Annotated in this window: 17 protein-coding genes; 3 read left to right on the forward strand and 14 right to left on the reverse strand. The window is 44.0% G+C overall.

Annotation, left to right across the window (positions count from 1 at the left end):
• Nucleotides 1–149 precede the first annotated feature (149 nt).
• From G3R49_RS10850 to pseB, 11 genes are read right to left on the reverse strand one after another with little or no spacing between them, the layout of a single operon-like run.
• Complete coding sequence (locus tag G3R49_RS10850; RefSeq protein WP_167869641.1) at nucleotides 150–1172, reverse strand: radical SAM/SPASM domain-containing protein; 1023 nt, start codon at nucleotides 1170–1172, stop codon at nucleotides 150–152.
• Nucleotides 1173–1208: 36 nt separating this feature from the next.
• Nucleotides 1209–2267, reverse strand: coding sequence for a putative sugar O-methyltransferase (locus G3R49_RS10855; protein ID WP_167869642.1), 1059 nt, complete (start codon nucleotides 2265–2267; stop codon nucleotides 1209–1211).
• Nucleotides 2268–2287: 20 nt separating this feature from the next.
• The gene (locus G3R49_RS10860; RefSeq protein ID WP_167869643.1) at nucleotides 2288–3388 is read right to left on the reverse strand and encodes an FkbM family methyltransferase; all 1101 of its coding nucleotides are present in this window, start codon (nucleotides 3386–3388) and stop codon (nucleotides 2288–2290) included.
• On the reverse strand, nucleotides 3381–4985 hold the full coding sequence (locus G3R49_RS10865) for a class I adenylate-forming enzyme family protein (protein WP_167869644.1): 1605 nt from the start codon (nucleotides 4983–4985) through the stop codon (nucleotides 3381–3383). Before G3R49_RS10865 ends, G3R49_RS10860 begins: the two co-directional genes overlap by 8 nt.
• A gap of 5 nt (nucleotides 4986–4990) precedes the next feature.
• A complete protein-coding gene (locus G3R49_RS10870; RefSeq protein ID WP_167869645.1) occupies nucleotides 4991–5245 on the reverse strand; it encodes an acyl carrier protein in 255 nt (84 codons plus the stop codon).
• Nucleotides 5246–5299: 54 nt separating this feature from the next.
• Nucleotides 5300–6364: a pseudaminic acid synthase gene (gene pseI, locus G3R49_RS10875; protein ID WP_130601691.1), complete on the reverse strand. Its 1065-nt coding sequence runs from the start codon at nucleotides 6362–6364 to the stop codon at nucleotides 5300–5302.
• Between the two features lie 9 nt (nucleotides 6365–6373).
• On the reverse strand, nucleotides 6374–7501 hold the full coding sequence (locus G3R49_RS10880; protein WP_165399034.1) for a Gfo/Idh/MocA family protein: 1128 nt from the start codon (nucleotides 7499–7501) through the stop codon (nucleotides 6374–6376).
• 13 nt (nucleotides 7502–7514) lie between these two features.
• Nucleotides 7515–9164: a UDP-2,4-diacetamido-2,4,6-trideoxy-beta-L-altropyranose hydrolase gene (gene pseG / locus G3R49_RS10885; protein WP_167869646.1), complete on the reverse strand. Its 1650-nt coding sequence runs from the start codon at nucleotides 9162–9164 to the stop codon at nucleotides 7515–7517.
• On the reverse strand, nucleotides 9157–9885 hold the full coding sequence (gene pseF, locus G3R49_RS10890) for a pseudaminic acid cytidylyltransferase (RefSeq protein WP_167869647.1): 729 nt from the start codon (nucleotides 9883–9885) through the stop codon (nucleotides 9157–9159). Before pseF ends, pseG begins: the two co-directional genes overlap by 8 nt.
• Nucleotides 9882–11027 carry a UDP-4-amino-4,6-dideoxy-N-acetyl-beta-L-altrosamine transaminase gene (gene pseC / locus G3R49_RS10895; protein WP_167869648.1) on the reverse strand — a complete coding sequence of 382 codons (1146 nt, stop codon included), beginning with the start codon at nucleotides 11025–11027 and terminating at the stop codon, nucleotides 9882–9884. The genes pseF and pseC overlap by 4 nt, the downstream gene beginning before the upstream one ends.
• The gene (gene pseB / locus G3R49_RS10900) at nucleotides 11024–12019 is read right to left on the reverse strand and encodes a UDP-N-acetylglucosamine 4,6-dehydratase (inverting) (protein ID WP_167869649.1); all 996 of its coding nucleotides are present in this window, start codon (nucleotides 12017–12019) and stop codon (nucleotides 11024–11026) included. The genes pseC and pseB overlap by 4 nt, the downstream gene beginning before the upstream one ends.
• A gap of 463 nt (nucleotides 12020–12482) precedes the next feature.
• On the opposite strand from pseB, the gene G3R49_RS10905 reads away from it, so the two are divergent.
• From G3R49_RS10905 to G3R49_RS10915, 3 genes are all read left to right on the forward strand, one after another.
• Nucleotides 12483–14954 (forward strand): 6-hydroxymethylpterin diphosphokinase MptE-like protein, encoded by a 2472-nt coding sequence (locus tag G3R49_RS10905; protein ID WP_167869650.1) that lies wholly within the window; start codon nucleotides 12483–12485, stop codon nucleotides 14952–14954.
• A gap of 129 nt (nucleotides 14955–15083) precedes the next feature.
• On the forward strand, nucleotides 15084–15563 hold the full coding sequence (locus G3R49_RS10910; protein ID WP_167869651.1) for a DUF2947 domain-containing protein: 480 nt from the start codon (nucleotides 15084–15086) through the stop codon (nucleotides 15561–15563).
• A 60-nt stretch (nucleotides 15564–15623) separates the two neighbouring features.
• Nucleotides 15624–16190, forward strand: coding sequence for a chalcone isomerase family protein (locus G3R49_RS10915; RefSeq protein WP_167869652.1), 567 nt, complete (start codon nucleotides 15624–15626; stop codon nucleotides 16188–16190).
• A 130-nt stretch (nucleotides 16191–16320) separates the two neighbouring features.
• Here the strand turns inward: G3R49_RS10915 and G3R49_RS10920 are convergent, their stop codons facing one another.
• The 3 genes from G3R49_RS10920 to G3R49_RS10930 all read right to left on the reverse strand — a co-directional run bounded on the left by G3R49_RS10920 (nucleotide 16321) and on the right by G3R49_RS10930 (nucleotide 19155).
• On the reverse strand, nucleotides 16321–17748 hold the full coding sequence (locus G3R49_RS10920; protein ID WP_167869653.1) for an RsmB/NOP family class I SAM-dependent RNA methyltransferase: 1428 nt from the start codon (nucleotides 17746–17748) through the stop codon (nucleotides 16321–16323).
• A 162-nt stretch (nucleotides 17749–17910) separates the two neighbouring features.
• Nucleotides 17911–18240 carry a hypothetical protein gene (locus tag G3R49_RS10925; RefSeq protein ID WP_167869654.1) on the reverse strand — a complete coding sequence of 110 codons (330 nt, stop codon included), beginning with the start codon at nucleotides 18238–18240 and terminating at the stop codon, nucleotides 17911–17913.
• A 243-nt stretch (nucleotides 18241–18483) separates the two neighbouring features.
• Nucleotides 18484–19155: a DUF2461 domain-containing protein gene (locus G3R49_RS10930; RefSeq protein WP_167869655.1), complete on the reverse strand. Its 672-nt coding sequence runs from the start codon at nucleotides 19153–19155 to the stop codon at nucleotides 18484–18486.
• Nucleotides 19156–19215 lie beyond the last annotated feature (60 nt).

Genomic DNA, 19215 nt, shown 5'->3' on the forward strand with positions numbered 1-19215 from the left:
ATAAATAAGTGAACAGATATTACGCAGGGAAAATCGCTTAGAACAAGGCGGAAATTGCAGCTAGCTAGTTATTCTACCTACAAAATTTCTAACGAAGTTATAAGTGATTTTAACCAGTAAGAATGAGCACATTCTTATGCTAATTGGTATTATGCTTCTATCTTGTCGAATATTTTCTGCCTTTTTTGCCTGTCATCATCATTAACGGTACATGTCCGTTCATAACAAAGGTCACACGGCGACTTTTTGGTGCCAAATGTCAGTAACGATTTGCGCCAGCCTTGCATCAACTTAGATGCATAAAGGTCATAAATGGAGTTGTCGTCAGCTAAGTTACCAATAGCATATTTATGTCCCACATCTAAGTCAGGCATGATGTTACAGCAAGGGTAAACATAACCGTTGTGGTACACCGTTAATTCACGATAGGGTCGGAAGCACGGGTAATCGCGCATTTGAGTGATTTTTAAGTGCTCCATTGCGCCAGCTCGGGAATGACCGATTTCTTCATAGTTCATGCAGTTAACATCAACCCGCATGCCATTATGAACAAAGTGACTGTGGATTGAGAATCCGGGATCTTCACTGTCTATTACTAAGTCCTGTTCGAGTTTGTCGTAAAACTCGATAAGTTCTTGGTGCCGCTCTTGATGGTCGTAGTCGCCTTTTGTATGCAAAGTAACATTAATACCGGTGACGCCAATTTCACTCAGTTCTTGCAAGGCTTCTAGATCTAAATAGTCGCCATTAGAGTTAAAGAATAGTCTGGCTTGAGGCAGTTGCTCTAATGCATATCTGAGCTTTTGGTAAAACTTTTTCTTACTCGCCAGCGGCTCGTTATATAAGTTGTAAACCAGCTTTTCGCTGTAGTTTATTTGTTTTAACTCGGCAATTAGCTTGTGGTAAATGTCGTCGCTCATGTGCTTGATCTTGCCTCTGCGCTCATCTAAAAATGACACAGGGCAGTAGCTGCACTTGCGGTTGCAGAAGTTAAATGGCTCGATATTGACGACGGAAACATATCGATAAAACAGTTGCTGCTTTTGCTCTTGGCCGCAGTCTCCTGAAAACAGTATTGATTCAATGTGCTTTTGATCCAGCAGTCGTTGCCAGTAATCTCCCCCGTTAGCGCTAGCAGGGCGATCATCTTGAATGTGTTTTCTTGTGCTCATCAATCCTCCTTAATGACCGAGTTTGGTGGGGGGAGTTTACGTTAGCTGGCGCTTGTACAACCTTAGCTCAGAGTTGAAACCATCAATCGTTTCAAATCCAAAGGGATGAACATTGGTTGCAACAAGCTGATAGTTAGGTAAGAAACGATCATAATCTTCACCTTTAATCTGCTGTTTTACGCCAGCGTGGCCGTCTTTAGCGAGTTGCTTACCCTCACGAAGATTACGCAGTAGTACATATTTGGTATTTAACCTATCAACGTGTTTAAGGTAGTTTTCAACCACGTCTGGCTCCATTTCTTGAAATGAAATGAAGTTCACGAACAAATCTAGCTCGCCAGAAATATTAGGTAGTTGCCACGGGCAAGCTACGGCGCCTTGGTACTGCTGCGCTAATTGCGTCAAACTGGTTTGCCCGAGTGATTTTATATCTTGGTAGTCGGCGATATTGTCTTTGCCAAATACCGATTGCAGATAGTAAGTCGAGAATAAACAGGTTGGTGCAATGTCGACATCAAGATAAAAGCAGTTGTTACGCTTATCGCTAAGTAAAATCTCACCAAGCGAGCCAAACCCGCCGCCGATTTCGAGCACTGTGTTAATCTCAATTGAGCCAAGTTGCTGCTTAAGGAAATTAATGCCGAGCAGATAGTTTAAGCTTGAACGGCTAAAGCGGCGGCCATCAAATTCAAACAGCTCTAGCGGGTTACCGACATTGCTTTCACTAAAGGTGTCAGTAAAGGGTTTAACTTGCGTTTCGGTCGCTTTTAGTACGCGATAATCACTGCGAGCGTGCATTTCACCGTTGAGGAAGTCTTTCATCAGCAGTGTTGCTTTTGCATCGCCGTTTAATTGACGCTCACATGTCGCCACCATGGCGTGATATTTCTCTTGCTGCGTTGCCCAGCCATGGAACATATAGGTAGGCACAAAGTACGACAGGGCGCTGGTCATTGAGCGAAAATTTTCAATCCCGTGCTGATGTAAATCTTGCTCAAGCCCTTTAGCACCAAATTGCCAAAAACTTGTTGGTAGATATTTGTCATCAGCCTGCTTCATGTCCTGGCTAATGATTGATATATGGTCTTTCCACATGGCTTTTCCTTGCTCGCCTATTAGGTATTTTGCAGCGTTGACGCGCTAGGTTTTGGTACACAATAAAGCACCGTTTCCAACAGCATGTCGCCATAGACACGCAAATACATGTCGTAATTCGGGTTCATTTCGTTGATGAGTGCCGGTATTTTCCACAGATCACTCGGTGTGTGATAAAGGCAAATAGCCAGTACCGGCGTATAGTCTTGAATGATATTTCTAGCACCATTCAACGCGGCGACTTCGGCGCCTTCGACGTCCATTTTGATAAAATTTGGCTTGGCGGAGTACACCACATCATCTAAGGCTACACAGTTGATGGTTGTGGCATCGAGACTATCAAGTGATAGTTTGCTTGAAGTATTTTGACTGGCATCAAAGCTTAGTTGCGCACTTTCACTCCATACTCCCGCAGGATAGACAAAAATATGCGCGCTACTATTAGTTTGAGACAATTTAGCGCTAGTACGACTTAACCGGGTAAGGTTGGCGGTATCTGGCTCAAAGCTGGCACAATATTCAATGACTTTATTGTACTTGTCGGCGGCGAAAAATAGCTGTTCAAGTGTGTCGCCAATGTAGGCGCCTGCATCAATGAACCTGATTCGTTCAAGAGTGGCAAGGGCAGGAACATCTTCACAAAAGTACTGTATTTGGCTGTCAGGAATAGGGTAGTCTGCTATGTCAAAATCGGTTCTAAATCTGACTATTTGATCAAGTAGTTGCCTGCTCTTGTCATCCGACAGTAAATGGCGAAATTGCTCGATACCTGCGTCATTAATGCGTTTGCTCAGGTCTTGGTCAAACCAAAGGCTATGGACTTTCAATTGTTCAATAATCGCAGGGAAGGCATGCAGTGACTCGGTAAAGTCATAAACTTTAGTAAACCCCTGTGATAGTAATTGCGCTTTGATCTTGCTAGAGATCAAGCCAACCGAAATATAGATGGGCACATCTTTATTTGCGATAGATTCTGGCCTAAGTACGGCTAAGCCTTGAACACTGGTTTTATTAGAAAAGCCGTCAATAATGCCAATGGGATTGATGTTAGGTAATGGTTTGATTGTATTTAAGAAAATCTCGCCTTGAATACCTGCGCCAAAGATATAAATCTCAGTCATCAGCAGACCCTCCATATAACATCATTCTAAGGCTGTCAGTCCAGCCGTCGTTGAGCTTGCTATATTGCTCTCTTAACATGAGCTTTGATACTTTACCTGTCGCGGTTAGCGGCAGCTCATCAGGGAAGAAGTATTTTAACGGCCTTTGGAAGGCTGCGAGCTGTTTATTAGCTAACTTCCTTAGCTCAGACTCAATCTTATTCGACTCAATCGTATTGGGCTCAGCAATACAGATAGCCACTATCACTTCACCTAACAGGGTATCTTCAACACCAATCACTGCGATTTCGTGGATTGCACTGTGTTGCAATAACACGCTCTCGATATCTTTAGGGTAGATATTTATCCCACCCGAAATAATGATGTCTTTTTTGCGCCCGACATAGCTAAGGAAACCATCGGCGTCTTTTTTGCCTAAATCGCCAGTAAGGAAATACTCGTTGTGGAATGATTGCTGCGTTAATGCCTGCTGCTGATAATAACCGCTAAATGCTAGCGGCGTGCGCACCGCAATTTCGCCAACAGTGTTGTTGGTAACCTCATTATATTCATCATCGAGTATTACAAGGTCTATGTTGTTACATGCACTGCCAACGGTTTGATATTTAGCCGAGGCCTGAGCTGGAGATAAATTAGTGGCAACGGCAATTTCTGTCGCGCCGTAAATTTCATGGAAGTCACAACCGATAGCGTTAAATACCTGCGCTTTGAACTTGGCATCAATCGGTGCTGATGATGTCACTATGGTGTCTAACGATGTCAGTTGTTTTGCATTGGCGATAAGCTGTTTCTTTAACGCGTATAAGTGCGAAGATACCGAGATGACGAAGCTAACTTGATATTGCTCCACCAGGTTTAGCCATTGACTAGGGGTGAACTTACTTAGGTGCACCATGGTGCAACCTAGCAGCAATGGCACGAATGTTAATCGTTGACCCAGTGAGTGGAAGAAGGGGGATGCGCACAAACTCACATCGCGCTCAGTTAAATGATACAGCTCCCATGATTGCTTGGCTCGTTCCAGTTTGACCTGCTGCGATATCATAATTGGCTTTGGCGCACCGGTTGAACCAGAAGATAGGGTAATCAAAAAATCTTGTGCACCTTGCCAGCTGGCTATGCGTGCTTCTAGTTCGGTAGATATTTGGCTATTGCTTGGCGATGTTTCGTTATCGTTTTGCCAAATCGCCGAGAAATCAACGGCTGATAAATCCACAGCTGACAAATCAATGGTCGCTATAGCGTGTTCTGCTTGAGCAGTTTTTTGAATGGCGCCGGCGCTACCAGCCAATATGTTGGCATCAACGGCCTGGCAGGCGCGAATTAGCTGCGCCGGCAACAACTGACCATTCATTGGTATACAGCAGCCATTGAGTTTGGCGATGGCCAAGCAGGTACAGATATTATCTTTTTGATTATCTGTAATTAACGCCACCCGTGGTCTTTGCTGCCCTGATTTGTCGATGATTTTACAAGCAAGGGTTTCTATCTGTGCAAGCAGCTGCGCATAGGTGTATGTATCTTCACCATCTACAAGTGCTAGCTTGTCTGGAAAGCGAGTTGCAGCGCGATGAAAATAATCGTAAATCACAGACATTGGGATTATTTACTCGTTATTTTTGCTGAGGCGGCAGCGGCCAGTCCACCCACGACTTGTAGAGATGAGTCTGCAAGTTCGATAGGGGTAAACTTGATAGAAAATTCACTCTCGAGGGTCATGATAAGACTTAAAATCGCGAATGAATCTAATAAGCCCTCAGTGACGAAATTACTATGCTCAGTGACTGATACTTCATCAGCATGCTGCTTGATGTAGTCAATGATAGTGTTGGTTATGTCTTGTTGTGCTTGATTCATTGTCAGTTCTTTATGTTTGTTCTTAAAGTTAGTTTTACTGGCTATTGATGGTCGCTACTCAATGATGTCCCAACTAAGGCGATCGCCAGCGACCACATTGGTTTTGATCTTACGCCCTAGAATAAGGGGCAGGTATTTAGGCGCTAAGCCAAAACCTGGACGCACGGAGCGAACGTTCTCCATTGACAGTACATCACCTGCTTGCAAATCTTGGCTGATATACAAAGATCGACGTCCGTTGCTATTTTTCGCCGCCTCTGGGGTGAGGCTATATTCAACCTTACCAATGGCAGCTTCTGCGCGGCGAATTTCGGTGATCATGGTTTGAAATTCTTCAATCGTCAGCGAAAAGAAGCTATCGACTGTTTCTTCGCCGTCATCAAGTTTGATGTGCTTTTCGATTACACAAGCTCCCATAGTGACTGCTGCAATAGGTACACCTATGCCTACCGTGTGATCAGACAGTCCAACAGGGCAAGCAAAGGTTTGCGCCAAGCTTTGAATCGTGGTCAGGTTAACTTCTTCCGCCGGAGTTGGGTAGGCGGTGGTACATTTTAGTAATATGACCTGTTGGCAGCCATTTTCTTGCAGGCAATCAATAGCTTGACTTATATCCGTTAAGCTAGCTAAGCCTGTTGATACAATCACTGGCTTTCCTGTCGCAGCCACCTTTTTAAGTAAGCCGAAATCGACAATTTCAGGTGAAGCAATTTTATATGCCTTTACTGGGAACTGCTCTAATACATCAACCGAGGTGTCATCGAACACTGAGCCAAATAATTCAATACCCAGCTTTTGTGCTTCTTCAAATAGCGCTGGTAGCCATTCCCAAGGGGTATGGGCATATTCGTAGAGGTTATACAGGTTCTGATACTTGGCCCAGGCGTTATCGCTTGGAATAGCAAAATCACCATGGTTAACATTAAGTGTAATGGTATCTGGGCGGTAAACTTGCAATTTTATGGCGTCAGCACCGGTTGCAGCACCAGCTCTCAATAGCTCAAGTGCCTTGTCTAAACTGCCGCCATGGTTTCCTGAAAGCTCAGCAATAATATAGCTCGGTTCGCCTGCTGCGACTTTTTTATCACCAATAGTGACTTGGTTTTGTAGTTCGTTCATAGGAAGCCTTTAATCAAGTGTTACCCACTGCTGTTGCGCATGAGATTTTGCTGCGTTATCAAGCAGTGAAAGCCCTTCATGGGCGTGTTGCCAGCCAAAGACATACGGGGAGTTATGCTTACCAGATTGTTTGAATTCGATTAGTGCATCGGCGATGTCTTGATAGAGGTTGGCAAACGCCTCGATAAACCCGCCAGGATGTCCAGCTTTAAAGCGCTCTCTAATCTCGCTCGGGAATAAGCAATTGCCGCGGTTATAGATAGTTTCAACTGATTGTTGATTGAAAATATGTAATTGCTCTGGGTGTTCCTGCACCCAGTGACCGCTGCCCTTGTCACCAAACACTGAAATACGTAGACCATTTTTGTGGCCAATAGCGGTTTTACTCATCCAGTAAGACGCGCGAATGTTCTGCTCGCACTTTAACCAAATGTTGGCATCATCGATGATGTTGTCGAACACAGAGTAATGATTAAAATCTGCGTTGACAGCCGTCGGAGTTAACCCAGTTACAAAGCTGCTGATATGATGTACATGCACTGCAAGGTCAAGTAACAATGTTGGGATATCACCATCTTCAAGGCGCCATGCTTGCGGTGACATATCATTGATTTCTTGAATAAAACCATCAGAAGGCATTTCAGCACGGACTTGCAATATCTTCCCTAAATCGCCCGCTTCTACATGCTTTTTCAGTACCCTTAACATAGGGTAACCGCTGTAGTTAAAGGTTACTGCAAGAAAACCTTTAGTTTTATTTAGCGTATGCTGAATTGATTTTGATTGTTCGATGGTTGCCGTGAGTGCTTTTTCACAGATAACTGCTATTCCTGCTTCTAATAGCTCGCAGACAACTTGCTCGTGATCAGGGGTTGGCGTCAGTACCACCACAGCATCGAGGTTGGCTGCTTGCTGCGCTATATATTGTCGCCAGTCGTGGTAAATAAGCTCAGGTGGAATTTGCCAGTAGCTGCCAGTATCAAGGCTTTTGGTAGCATCACGAGAAAAACACCCCGAAACCAGCTTCCAGGTGCCGTCAAGCTGGCAAGCTACGCTATGAGCATAGCCTACGGCTGAGTTATACGCGCCGCCAATAAAGCCTATGTTCAGTGGTGCTGTGTTTCGTTTTTGTTGCATTAAATCCTTACCTTTAGTCCTGCCTACGGGACTGCGGCTGACGCATGACATAGTGAAAATCATCACTTGATGCACCAGCAAAAAATGTTCCAATTACGTCATGGTATTCATGAGTTAATGGTACGTCTTCAAAGCCAAGATAGTCGTTCATCAGTTTTACATAGTTGTTTTTCTTATGAATTACGGCTATCCAAGGGGTATCAGGGTGATGCTTGTCACAGTGTTCTAACTGCCAATTGAGCGCTAGCATTGCGTCCTGAAAAGAAGTGCTTTGCTCTGTAACAAACCAACCACCGATAAGAAATTGACGTTGCAGCAGATGAGCTAGGTGACCAGCATCTAGCTGATAAACTTGATGCCAAATGTATAAACTGATTTGCTCATTATGTTCTAGAGCGAATGAGTCACGAGAGCTAGTAAACCACCAGTGGTAGTGCCCGAGCCTTGGGATCGCTGTGGTAGCAATCATGTTTTTGGCGTTGGCTGCGAGATTACGGCTGTCCAAATAATGATTGATATCGGAATCAACAACCGCTCGTACTCGATAGTTGTCGTTGAGCCGTTCATATTGGTGTTGCTGCGAATACGGCTTGGTGTAGGTTTCAAGCGGCTTACTACATCCATGAGTCATCACTTCAGCGACCCTTGATGCTCCCATGCCATCGATGGCGATGGTATTGATATCGAGCAGCGCGGTTACTCTGTCGTAGTTAGCCTCTATCGTTTGTACCAATTTAGCTAGCTGCGCTAGCTCCATGTCAGTATCGCAATGGAAATAATGGCCAATTCCTTCTAGCGCACTGATATCGGTTTGTTGATTCGCTGATAAAGAAAAAGTGACTGCAGGTTTTTTCAGGGCAAGCAGTTGATAAAGCACACCACCAGCCGCGCCAATGTATAAATCACATGCCGCAATATGTGGGTACAAGTCATAGCAATCGGTAATTGGCTCTACCCAATCATCCTGTTCAATCAAGGATAGCAATTGCTGCTTGTTATCTGTTAACGGACCTATGATGGGTTTAATCAGCCAGTTGTTTTGTTTGGCTTGCTCAGCTAGCGCGCAAATAAGCCCTGCGCTCGTATGGCTATCTCCGCCGCCGCCAATGCCAACAAGAATGGTAAATCTGCTGTTAACGCCTGCGGCGACAGCTTGGCTATAAGCGCTGCCCAATAACGCATACTGTGGCCCCAACAGCACATTGGCTTCAGGGGGCACAAGATTTTGATAATAGTCATTGGTATCAGGCCCGCGCCATCGCACGTCCAGTAATGCGTCGCAGTGGTGCTCGCGGCATAAGTCATCAATGACCAACAGTCTCACATCTGGACTTCTGACTAATTGCTCCCATTGTTTGTCGAGGTTGTAGTCATCTACCACTAACCATGTTGCATCATTCTGCGAAATGGCTTCAGTCGTCCGTTTGGCATCTTCAACTGCATCTAATTTATTGAGCTCGGTACCTTTGAGAACAGTACTTTGGTACAAGTACTGGTGCGTAAAGTCCTTCAAAAAGGGCACAATCGAGGGCTCATACACACTCAGCAGAAAGTGGCATTGGTGATCAACTTGGGTTAATGCCTCAGCGAGACTGATACACCTTACTAAGTGTCCAACCCCTTGCCCCTGACCTGTGTTGACTCGAAAAGCAATGTTAGCCATGGGATTTCTCCGTCATCACTGCTGTCTCTGCCAACATTAGTTTGTGCAGCGCCTCTGCTCTGCGCCAGTCATCTAGGGTGTCAATGTCTTGCACCTGATGGTTTGGGAGGACAAAAGGCATAGCTTCGCTGGAAAACATTCCCTTGCTTTTTGGGTCGACAAAGGCACTTGCTTTGCCCCAGTAAAATTGCCCAGCATCATGGTAAGCTTTTTCAAGATCCTGTGAGCGACTATTAAAATGCTGTGGCTGAAACATTTGCACGCCATTGTCATCGGTAACTTTAAAAGCACGTTGGATAGGTGATGGGAATTCAGTGACCGCAAAGCAGTAGTTTTTTTTCTGTTGCAGCAAAAGTTGCTCTAGTGATTGGCGTAATGTTTCGCCCTGAACAAAAGGGGCGGTCGCATACAGTACGCAGACAAACTCTGGATTATACTGATGCTCTCGCAACCAGTTGATTGCGTGGGTGATAACAACCGCAGTTGTGGCGTGATCATCTGAAAGCTGCGCAGGTCTTACAAACGGTACTTCAGCGCCATATTGCTCGGCAACATTGGCAATCTTTTGGCAATCAGTGGATACAATGACCTTATCGAAACAATTCGACTCAAGCGCCGCTTCAATCGAGTAAGCAATGATTGGCTTACCGTTAAACAGTTTAATATTCTTGCCCACAATACGTTTGCTGCCGCCGCGCGCTGGAATAATGGCTACTTTCATAGCAAGGCCTCGAGCGTGTCACAAATATAATCAACTTGCGTTGGAGTAAGCTCGGGATAGAGCGGCAGTGATAACAACTGGTTATATAAGGCCTCTGCTTGTGGGGCATCGCCTTCACTAAAGCCTTGAGCTAGATAGTATGGCTGTAAATGAACCGGGAAATAATGCACATGTACTTGAATATTCGCCTGTCTCATTGCATTGAAAACTTGTTTTCGCTTGGTTGGGTTATGTAATTTGATTAACAATAAATGCCTAGCAGAATAGCTATTACTTAGAGGCTCAATGGTGTCTAAGGGTAACTTGCTTAGTCTTTGTTGGTATTGCTTGGCAAGTTCATTGCGCTTAGCTGTATAGTTATCTAGGCGAGCGAGTTGTGACACACCTAAAGCCGCATGTATGTCACTCATGCGGTAGTTTAAACCCAATTCATGTTGCTCATAATACCAATCACCTTCATCCGGTCTGAGTAATTGTCTGCAGTTTTTATCTATTCCATGACTACGCATACTTTTTAGCTTACTCGCTAAGTTTGAATTTTGCGTGGTGAGCACACCACCTTCGGCAGTGGTAACAATTTTGACGGGGTGGAAACTAAATACGCATATATCACTGAACTGGCAACAGCCCACATGTTTGTCGTGATAACGACTACCTATGGCATGAGAGGCATCTTCAATAATGGCGATATCGTATTGACTAGCAACCTGTTGAATCGCTTGCATATCGCAGCTGTGGCCGGCCAAGTGAACCGGAATGATGACTTTTGGTAACTTGCCAATACTTGCTGCATGAGCAAGCTTTAGCTCAAGCGCTTTAGGGCACATATTGCCTGTTGCAGGGTCTACGTCTACAAAGTCGACTTTAGCGCCGCATAATCTGGCGCAATTGGCTGAAGCAACGAAGGTAAGCGGGCTGGTCCATACCCAGCTATGCTCATCTACACCTAAAGCCATGCAGGCAATATGCAGCGCAGAAGTTGCGCTATTTACCGCGATTGCATGTTTTGCACCAACATATTGGGCAATGGCGCTTTCGAACTCGGGCACTTTAGGCCCTTGAGTAAGAAAGTCTGACGTGAGTACATTTAATACTGAGTCGATGTCTTCCTGAGTAATGTCTTGTTTGCCATAAGGGATCATGCTTTGGCATCCAGCTCAATAATTTGCTCGACAGATAAGAATTCTGGGTTGCTACCTGAGTGGTACTCAAACCCTGGCTCGACTAATTTACCGTTCTCATTGAGTCGATTGCGGTAATAGTTAATCTCTTCCCCAAAAAACTTGATGCTAGGGGTTATGACAAAGTGGTCATCAAACTCGATATTGTGGTGAGAGTCATCTTCTGGAGCCATGATTTCATGCATTTTTTCGCCAGGGCGAATACCAATGATTTTTTGCTCAAGCTCTGGGCCATAAGCTTTCGCAAGGTCGGTGATTTTGATGGACGGGATCTTAGGAATAAATATTTCACCGCCTTGCATGCGCTCAAAGTTTTTCAGAACAAAGTCAACGCCCTCTTGCAAGGTAATCCAAAACCGCGTCATATCAGGGTGGGTGATTGGCAGCTCAGTTGCGCCTTGGGCGATGAGCTTTTTAAACAGAGGAACCACAGAGCCTCTAGAACCAACAACATTGCCATAGCGTACGGCGGCAAAACGTGTGCGCGCATTGCCAACCATATTGTTAGCCGCTGTAAATAACTTATCTGATGCTAGCTTTGTTGCGCCATAGAGATTGATTGGTGAGGCGGCTTTGTCTGTTGATAGCGCGATGACTTTTTCAACGTTATTGCTGATTGCGGCTCTGATGACATTTTCTGCGCCATTGATGTTGGTTTTAATGCATTCCATCGGGTTGTATTCAGCCGCTGGGACTTGCTTCATTGCGGCAGCATGAATCACATAATCTACATCTTTAAATGCTTGTTTTAGCCTATCAACATCACGCACGTCACCAATGAAGTAACGCATACAGCTATCATTAAATATTTGCTGCATTTCATATTGCTTCAGCTCATCGCGAGACAGAATGATGATGCGTTTTGGTTTATAACGCTCTAACAGCGTTTTGGTATATTTGTGCCCAAATGAGCCTGTGCCACCTGTAATAAGAATTGATTTGTTATCAAACATAATGTCCCCGATTTCACAGTTCGTCATTCAGCATAAATAAAGGCCGCTAAAGCAGAAATAGTGACATTGTAGTTATGTCATTATTATCTATGTCACTATCAACACTAGCAAGTAACGCACCAAGTTTATTTTTAACGCATTCATTAACTTAGCATATTATTTCTATCATAGTATTAACCTAGGAATAGAGGAACCGTTTCATGAGCTAAGTGTGCAATTAATTGCATAATTGCTAACATATTAACTTTTATAGCTTTATTTATAGACAGTATAGACTTAGCAACCAAAAGCATGTGGGTTGGCGTACAACTTGCTTTTAATGACGAACAACTAGCTAAAAATTAACATTAACAGCTAGAAAACTGTCGTTTTCCCAATATGACATGGCTTGGTATATAAACTCATTGGACGAGACGACATAATTTTGACATTGAGTTTCGAACCAAGGTTAGGTAAGCAAAACATGCAATCATCGATATCTGAAATCACCAATGAATTTGCCATTAGTCAATATGATGAAGGCTACTTAACTAGCGTAAATCGTCGTACTTTCGAGAAGATTGATTCTGCCTCTTTGTATTCGGAGATGTTTGCAGGGGAATTTACCAAACAACACCAGCTGCATATTGTCGTGGGAATGGACTCTGGGCTATTAGTCAATTATTTACTAAACCAGACACTTGCTGACGGTTCTAAGTATGTGTTTGTTGAGCTGCAAGATGTATTGGATTTACTCAACGTTGAAATCCCAGAGTCACACGCAAAAAAAGTACAAGTGCTCAGCCTTGCCCAGTTCGAGCAGCAAGTGAGTCAAGGTGCTTATAGCATTTTCATCACTAAGTCTAAATTTTCTGTTCATCGCTCAAGCGCTGTCAAAGGCAACCACTTGCAAAGTTATTCGCAGTTAAACGCTGCCGTAGAAAAGCTAGTGCAACATGAGTTTTTTGAGCAGACAACTCACTTTAATCAAAAGATGTTCGTTAAAACACAGTTGCGAAACTTAGCTGATAACCTGCAACCAGTATCGGTATTGAAAGACAAGTTTCGCGGCAAAACCTGTGTCGTGCTAGGTGGTGGTCCGTCACTAGACTTGTATCTTGATTGGTTGCTGGAACATAGAGATAACCTTATTGTTTTTGCCGTGTCTCGACTGACGGGTAAGTTAAATAAGTTAGGTATTCAAGCTGATATTATCGTTTCTGTTGACCCCCAGCCTGAGAACTTTGATGTAAACAAAGATCTGATGCAGCTCACGCCCAATGCATTACTTGTATATTCATACCACCTTGAAACTCGCATGGTAGGGCAATGGCCGGGTGCTGCCTTGTATACCGGCAACCGTTTGCCTTGGAGCGAACTAGATGCTGACAACACCTTATCAATGGGGCCGACAGTAACTAATTCTGCGGTTGAAGTTGCAGTGGATATGGGGTTTGAGCAAATCGTGTTGTTGGGCGTCGATTTTTGTCACTCTCAATCTGGGGCAACGCACACCAAAGGGACTTTTGGCTCAAGTTTAGGGCCGCAATTAGGGCAAATGTTTGAATGGGTAGAGACTTACTCTGGTGAGATGGCGGAAACGCCTATGCAGCTTGTTTCAGCTATCGCTGGGTTAGAAGAGTCTGTTGCCTCCTATAAAAACGTAAAGGTCGTCAATATTGCCAAAGATGCCGCTAAGGTTAAGGGCGTTGATTACCAAGCGCCAGAGTCAATTAAGATCGCGAGTATTGATGAACAATTGCGTGATGTCGTAAATCCTGAGCACTACAAACTTAGCTTTGAGCAGCGTCAACCTCTGCTAAAGGCGCTCAGTAATGAGCTTACTCAAACTAAAACTGATTTTAATAAATTAATCCCACTGTTGGATGACGCCAGAAAATTAACCGAAAAAATGCGTACGGCTTCAGAGCAGGATTTGGTTAAACTTTTTGCCAAACTCGATAAGGTTGAAGATAAAATCAATAGTGGTTTCTCGACTCTTGGGTCTGTTTGTAAGTTCTACGGCTACTATGAGTTCAGTCAGTTTTTCTCAACCCAGCAAAACGATGAACGCAGTCAACAAGATGTGATTGTCAGCCTAGTTAAGTACTACAAAGCTTTTGAAATTATTGCTAAAGACTTACTGGTTTTGGTAAAAGATTCACTCGAGCGAGTTAGCTTACGAATAGATGAAGGCGACCCCAATGTCCATGTTGAGCAGCTAGTGGAAAAGTGGCGCAAATTTGATTTAATTGGCCGCAGTACTATTTGGAAGCAAACTTTCTCTGAGCGCTATCAAGCTTTACCTGCAGCGCAACAAAAATTAGTTGATGAGTGTGAGTTTGACTATCAAGCAAAATTTACTCAGCTTGCCAGTCCCAAAGCAGCAGATAAAACCCCGTTTATTGACAATGCTTTTCATAAGTTGAACCTGCTTAATCAAAACCGTCATGAGTTGGGTGTCAGTAAGATGGTGCAGTATACCGAACCATACATAGACACTGGCGAAGATATCCGCAGGTTACACTTTCTTGCTAGCAGCTATTTGCAGGTTTTCCAGGGAAAAACACAACAAGCGTTAGAAGCTATCCTCAACATTCCAATTGAGCAAATGCAAGAGCTAGAGCTTAAACAAGCTATCGGTTTGTTGCTGCAATTTAATCGGCTCGATGATGCAGCAAAGTTACTGAATTTAGTTTGCGACTTTAGTGATGAGTATTTACCCAAGTATGCCAAAGTATTGCAGCTGTCGGGGCGCTATCAAGAAGCGCTTAATGCCTATGTGTCTTATTTAGAAAAATCACCCAATAGCATTTCGGTGCAATTAGAGTTGAGTCATTTCTTATATCAACTGGGTGAAGTTAACTATGCACTTGAATATGTTGATCAGGTGCTCAAGTTAGAGCCTGAAAATGCGACAGCGTTAGAGTACAAGAAGGTGATGCAGCAAGCGTAAGTTTTAGCCTATTTGCGGAAGATATTAATAAATCGCAAAACACTGGTCTGAATAGTTTCTTGTTGGGCCTTAATGGCGTTACAATTAGCGCCAATTTCAACGTGCCATAAACCCGATACAGGAGTTGTTTTGAACCTGAGTTACCTTTCGCTTGATCAATATAAACGTAAGTGGATTTTTAGTCATAAAGATCTGCCTGTGACCGATGACGACAAGCAAGCCATTAAGCCTTTATCTGATAAAAGCGCGATGGAAGTGTGGAACAAGTGGATCAGCAACAAAAGTAGCCGTGCAGAGCAGTTTACTAAAGGTGACTGGCCCGCAAAGGATTCGGCATGGAAGATAACAGAGCATTGGCAAGCTGCTTGGGACAGTGAAGACAATGCAATGCCAGAGGTGGTTTCGCAGCACATAGATTGGGCTGACGACACTCAGGTATTCTTCTGTTATGAGAAGTATCAAATTATTGAAACACGTTGGGATGTATTTGTAAGAAACTGGAAGTGTTTCTTATTTTTCGATGATGGCCCACTATTGATTGCACCAGGGCAAAAACAAGCGATGATGTTTGAACAATCTGGGCAATTTAAACTAGGAGTACGTGGGTGATCATCTAGCGAGCTTGGTTTGCTAAGTTCGCTGATTCAACAAGATCTCAAAGAGTTTATAATGAAAAAATCGCTAATTCTTACCTCATTAGCCCTTACCGCTTTATCTTTTAGTTCAGTTATCCAAGCCAAAGAAGTGGCTGGTGTTGAAGTTGCAGAAAAACTTGACGTTACCAACGCTCAGCTACAGTTAAATGGCGCTGGCGTACGTAGTAAGTTTTTTATGGACTTGTATGTAGGTAGCCTTTACTTACCTGCGCCGCAAACTGAGTTAGATGCTGTGCTTGCTCAGCCTCATTCGGTGGTGCGTTTAAACATCACTTCAGGGATGATCACTTCTGAAAAGATGCAGGATGCGATTAACGAAGGCTTTGAGCTTGCAACTAAAGATGATGTTGCCAGCATTCAGACTGAAGTCGACACTTTCATGACCTTTCTAAGCCATGAGATCGTTGAAGGCGACCAGTTTACCTTTGTGACCCAAAAAGATATGGGTGTGACCACGTTTAAGAATGGTCAGCAGTTAGGTGTAATTGAAGGTGAAGCCTTTAGACAAGCACTGCTTAAAATCTGGTTAGGTGATAAACCTGCGCAAAAGAGCTTGCGTAAGAAAATGCTTAATAAATAGCCTTTTCCTTCTCAAAATAGCAAAAGTACTTGGTTAAAAATAACAAAAGCGCCCACGGGCGCTTTTTTGTTTTCAACTTAAAACTACCTACGTCAGAAGGTGGTGTTAGTACTAGGCGTGCTTATAAATGCTAGCTTTTTCTAATAAACACTGCTGCGAACATGCCGTCACTGTTGGCTTGCTCAGGCATCACAGTAAGCATTTGAGTTTGCTCTCCAGTGAAAGGATGGCGCAGCGTTTGTAGTTCAAAGTGAGTGTTGGCCTTAGCAAAAGCTTCCACAACGCTTTGGTTCTCTGCAACAGCGAGTGAGCAAGTTGCGTAAACCAATTTTCCGCCCACTTTTACCGCCTGAGCGCTGCGCGTGAGAATATCGAGTTGTAGCTCAGGTTTGTTGTTAATTGCAGACTCGTCATCAATCCAGCGCATGTCTGGGTTACGACGCCAGGTACCAGTGCAGCTACAAGGCGCATCTACGAGCACACCATCAAAACTAATTGCATCAACAGGCAATGATTCATCCTGCCAAGGCGCCGTTGTGATGCCGCTAAAACCTGCGCGCTTGGCGCGTTTTTGCAGCTCTTGCAGCGGCTTTTTACGAATATCTGAACTGATTATGCTACCGCTAGAGTGAGCATTTTGCATAAGCATTTGCGAGCGTAGTTGCAGTGTTTTACCTCCTGCTCCGCTGCAGGTATCCCACCAGTGTTCATTATCTTTAACTGCACAAACATAGCCAATCACTTGCGAGCCTAAATCCTGGATCTCTAAGCGTCCTTGTTTAAAGGCGTTTAGTGCAGGCAAGTTGATATTTTTATGCCCTAGATTGACCGCATCATTAATGTGTTCACTCAATTGGGCATCAATCTTCTCTTTGACTAACTCTGTTACTAATGTCTGTGCTGACACATTTTGCGCACGGCCCCAAATTGGTGGTCTTGAGCTGAGCGCCGCAGCTAATGAGAGTTGTTGCTGAGTCACCTCCGAGTTAAGAGCCGAGTCGGCATTTGCATCAGAACTAGCATCGATTTGTTGATTGGTAAAGCAGTGTTGCCAAAACCATGTTGGTGCTAGATCGCTCACACTGACATTAATGCCTGCTGCTTGGTTTACATACGCGGTTAACTGCTTGAGTCCATCGACGCTAACAAAATCACCTAGAGCAGGCGCATCAAGTTGCCAATTGATGTCTAGTGATGAAAGTTGCTGCCAGGTGCTAGCTGCTCCAGCAAATTGTTTTGCTTCAATCTTGCTGGCAAGAGCAATGATGGCTAACCAGTTAAATGCCTGTTTATAGTCACCCAGCTGCTTTAACCAACCCCACCATCTAAATGTGGCAAATAGAGTTTCGCGGATGACTTTACGATCTTTTGAACCATGCTTTTTATGCTCGCGAAAATACTCGGCAACAATTCGGTCTGCTGGCTGTTTATCCGTCATTACCTTATCAAACAGCATATGAATGGTATTGGCATAGCTTAAGGCTCTGCGCTGCGAAGGCTCGTCAATATTTAGCTCGCTGATAGCTAACGGCATTGAATGATTAGGGGTGATGATCATGGTGAGTTACTGGCAGGTCAAAAGTCAGCTGGGGATTTTACCATGAGGCTTTTTTGATTGGCACAGTTTGTAAATAAAAAAAGCCGAGCGTATAAGCTCGGCAAAGGGTTGGAAGACCTATCGGTTAAATAGGTAGGGTGGATTAGGATGAATTAGTGTTAGCTAGTCTGCCTGGTGCTCAAAGGTTCTGCCTTGTGATTGAGCTTGCGCAGTACCTCGCGGTGTGCGTTGCAAGTTTGGGTCATCGTATACAAACCCTTGTTGCTGGCGCTCGGCATGTCTTGCAGCCTTTTTAATCAATGAGCGTCCAAAAAAGTGGGCGCTAATTAGGGTTACAGCGACAAAAATAATCAGAAAAGGCAGCAGCGCAATAGTGGCAACTGATACGGCTAGCATGACTAACAATGCGATGATTGGATGCAAACCTTGCATAAGGTTAGCAGGCTTAAATCCATTAAACTGAAACGACTGAAATTGTTGCTTAAAACTCATAAATTGCCCTCAATACTTGATGTGCCCTGGAGGAATCTGCCGGACTTAAAGTGGTCAATTACTCACTTTTTGCAAGGGCAGAAGACTCGATGCCAATCAAGAATAATCTTGTTAGTGACATAAAATGTCATCAGTGGTTGCAGTGTGCAATATTTCAGCGTGGCAATCACGTTAATCCTCGTTAATGTTTCGAAGGACAGCAAATGTTGAGCTTTGTTGAATCGGTTTTTTTTCGTGTTTCTGTCAGAAGTCTAAGTCGAGGGCAAAACAAAGGTACGCCATTAACGCTTTAGTGTGCTGATACTCTGCCTCACAAACGTCGACAAAGTCTTTACTGCACACTTGCTCAACTGAAATTGGCTTAACCGCAATAAAATCTTTGCGTTTTAACTCGTCAATGAGTGGATGCTGTTTGTCATAACCTTTTGGCGGGCGAATTAGGCTATCGCCAGTGAGTTCGAACCCAGCATCTACAACTTGCTCAATGGCTTTTTTATATCCGTTTGGGTTTTCATCGATACACTCACGAATAGCGTTGAGCGCTTTAGATTCTGGATGCCAAATGCCGGCAGCGATAAAACAGCCATCATTTGCTAGGTGCAGGTACAGCCCAGGTGCATGTACATTTTTGGCTTGAAAATGCCTAAACTGAATGCCAACGTTAAGTTTGTATGGTGTTTTATCTTTGCTAAAGCGACTATCACGCTGTGGGCGCATCATGCTACCACCTACCTTTTTCGGCACAGCAGTGAGCCTAGGTGACATGCCAAGTACCACAGGTGTCATCGCTTCAATAAACTCCAGCGCAGGCGTGCGAACCTTGTCTTCGTAATCTTGCTGATGTTGTTTAAACCAATCGCGGTCATTGTTCGCCGTTAATTGCTGTAAAAATGCAAAAGTTTGATCGCTAAACATACATGTTCCATATAAGTACCGAAGATAGAGTTACAGGTTTGTCGTTTCGCTAAGCTATGT

Origin of the sequence: Shewanella sp. WXL01 (assembly GCF_012263345.1) — a bacterium.
Taxonomy (GTDB): Bacteria; Pseudomonadota; Gammaproteobacteria; order Enterobacterales; family Shewanellaceae; genus Shewanella; species Shewanella maritima.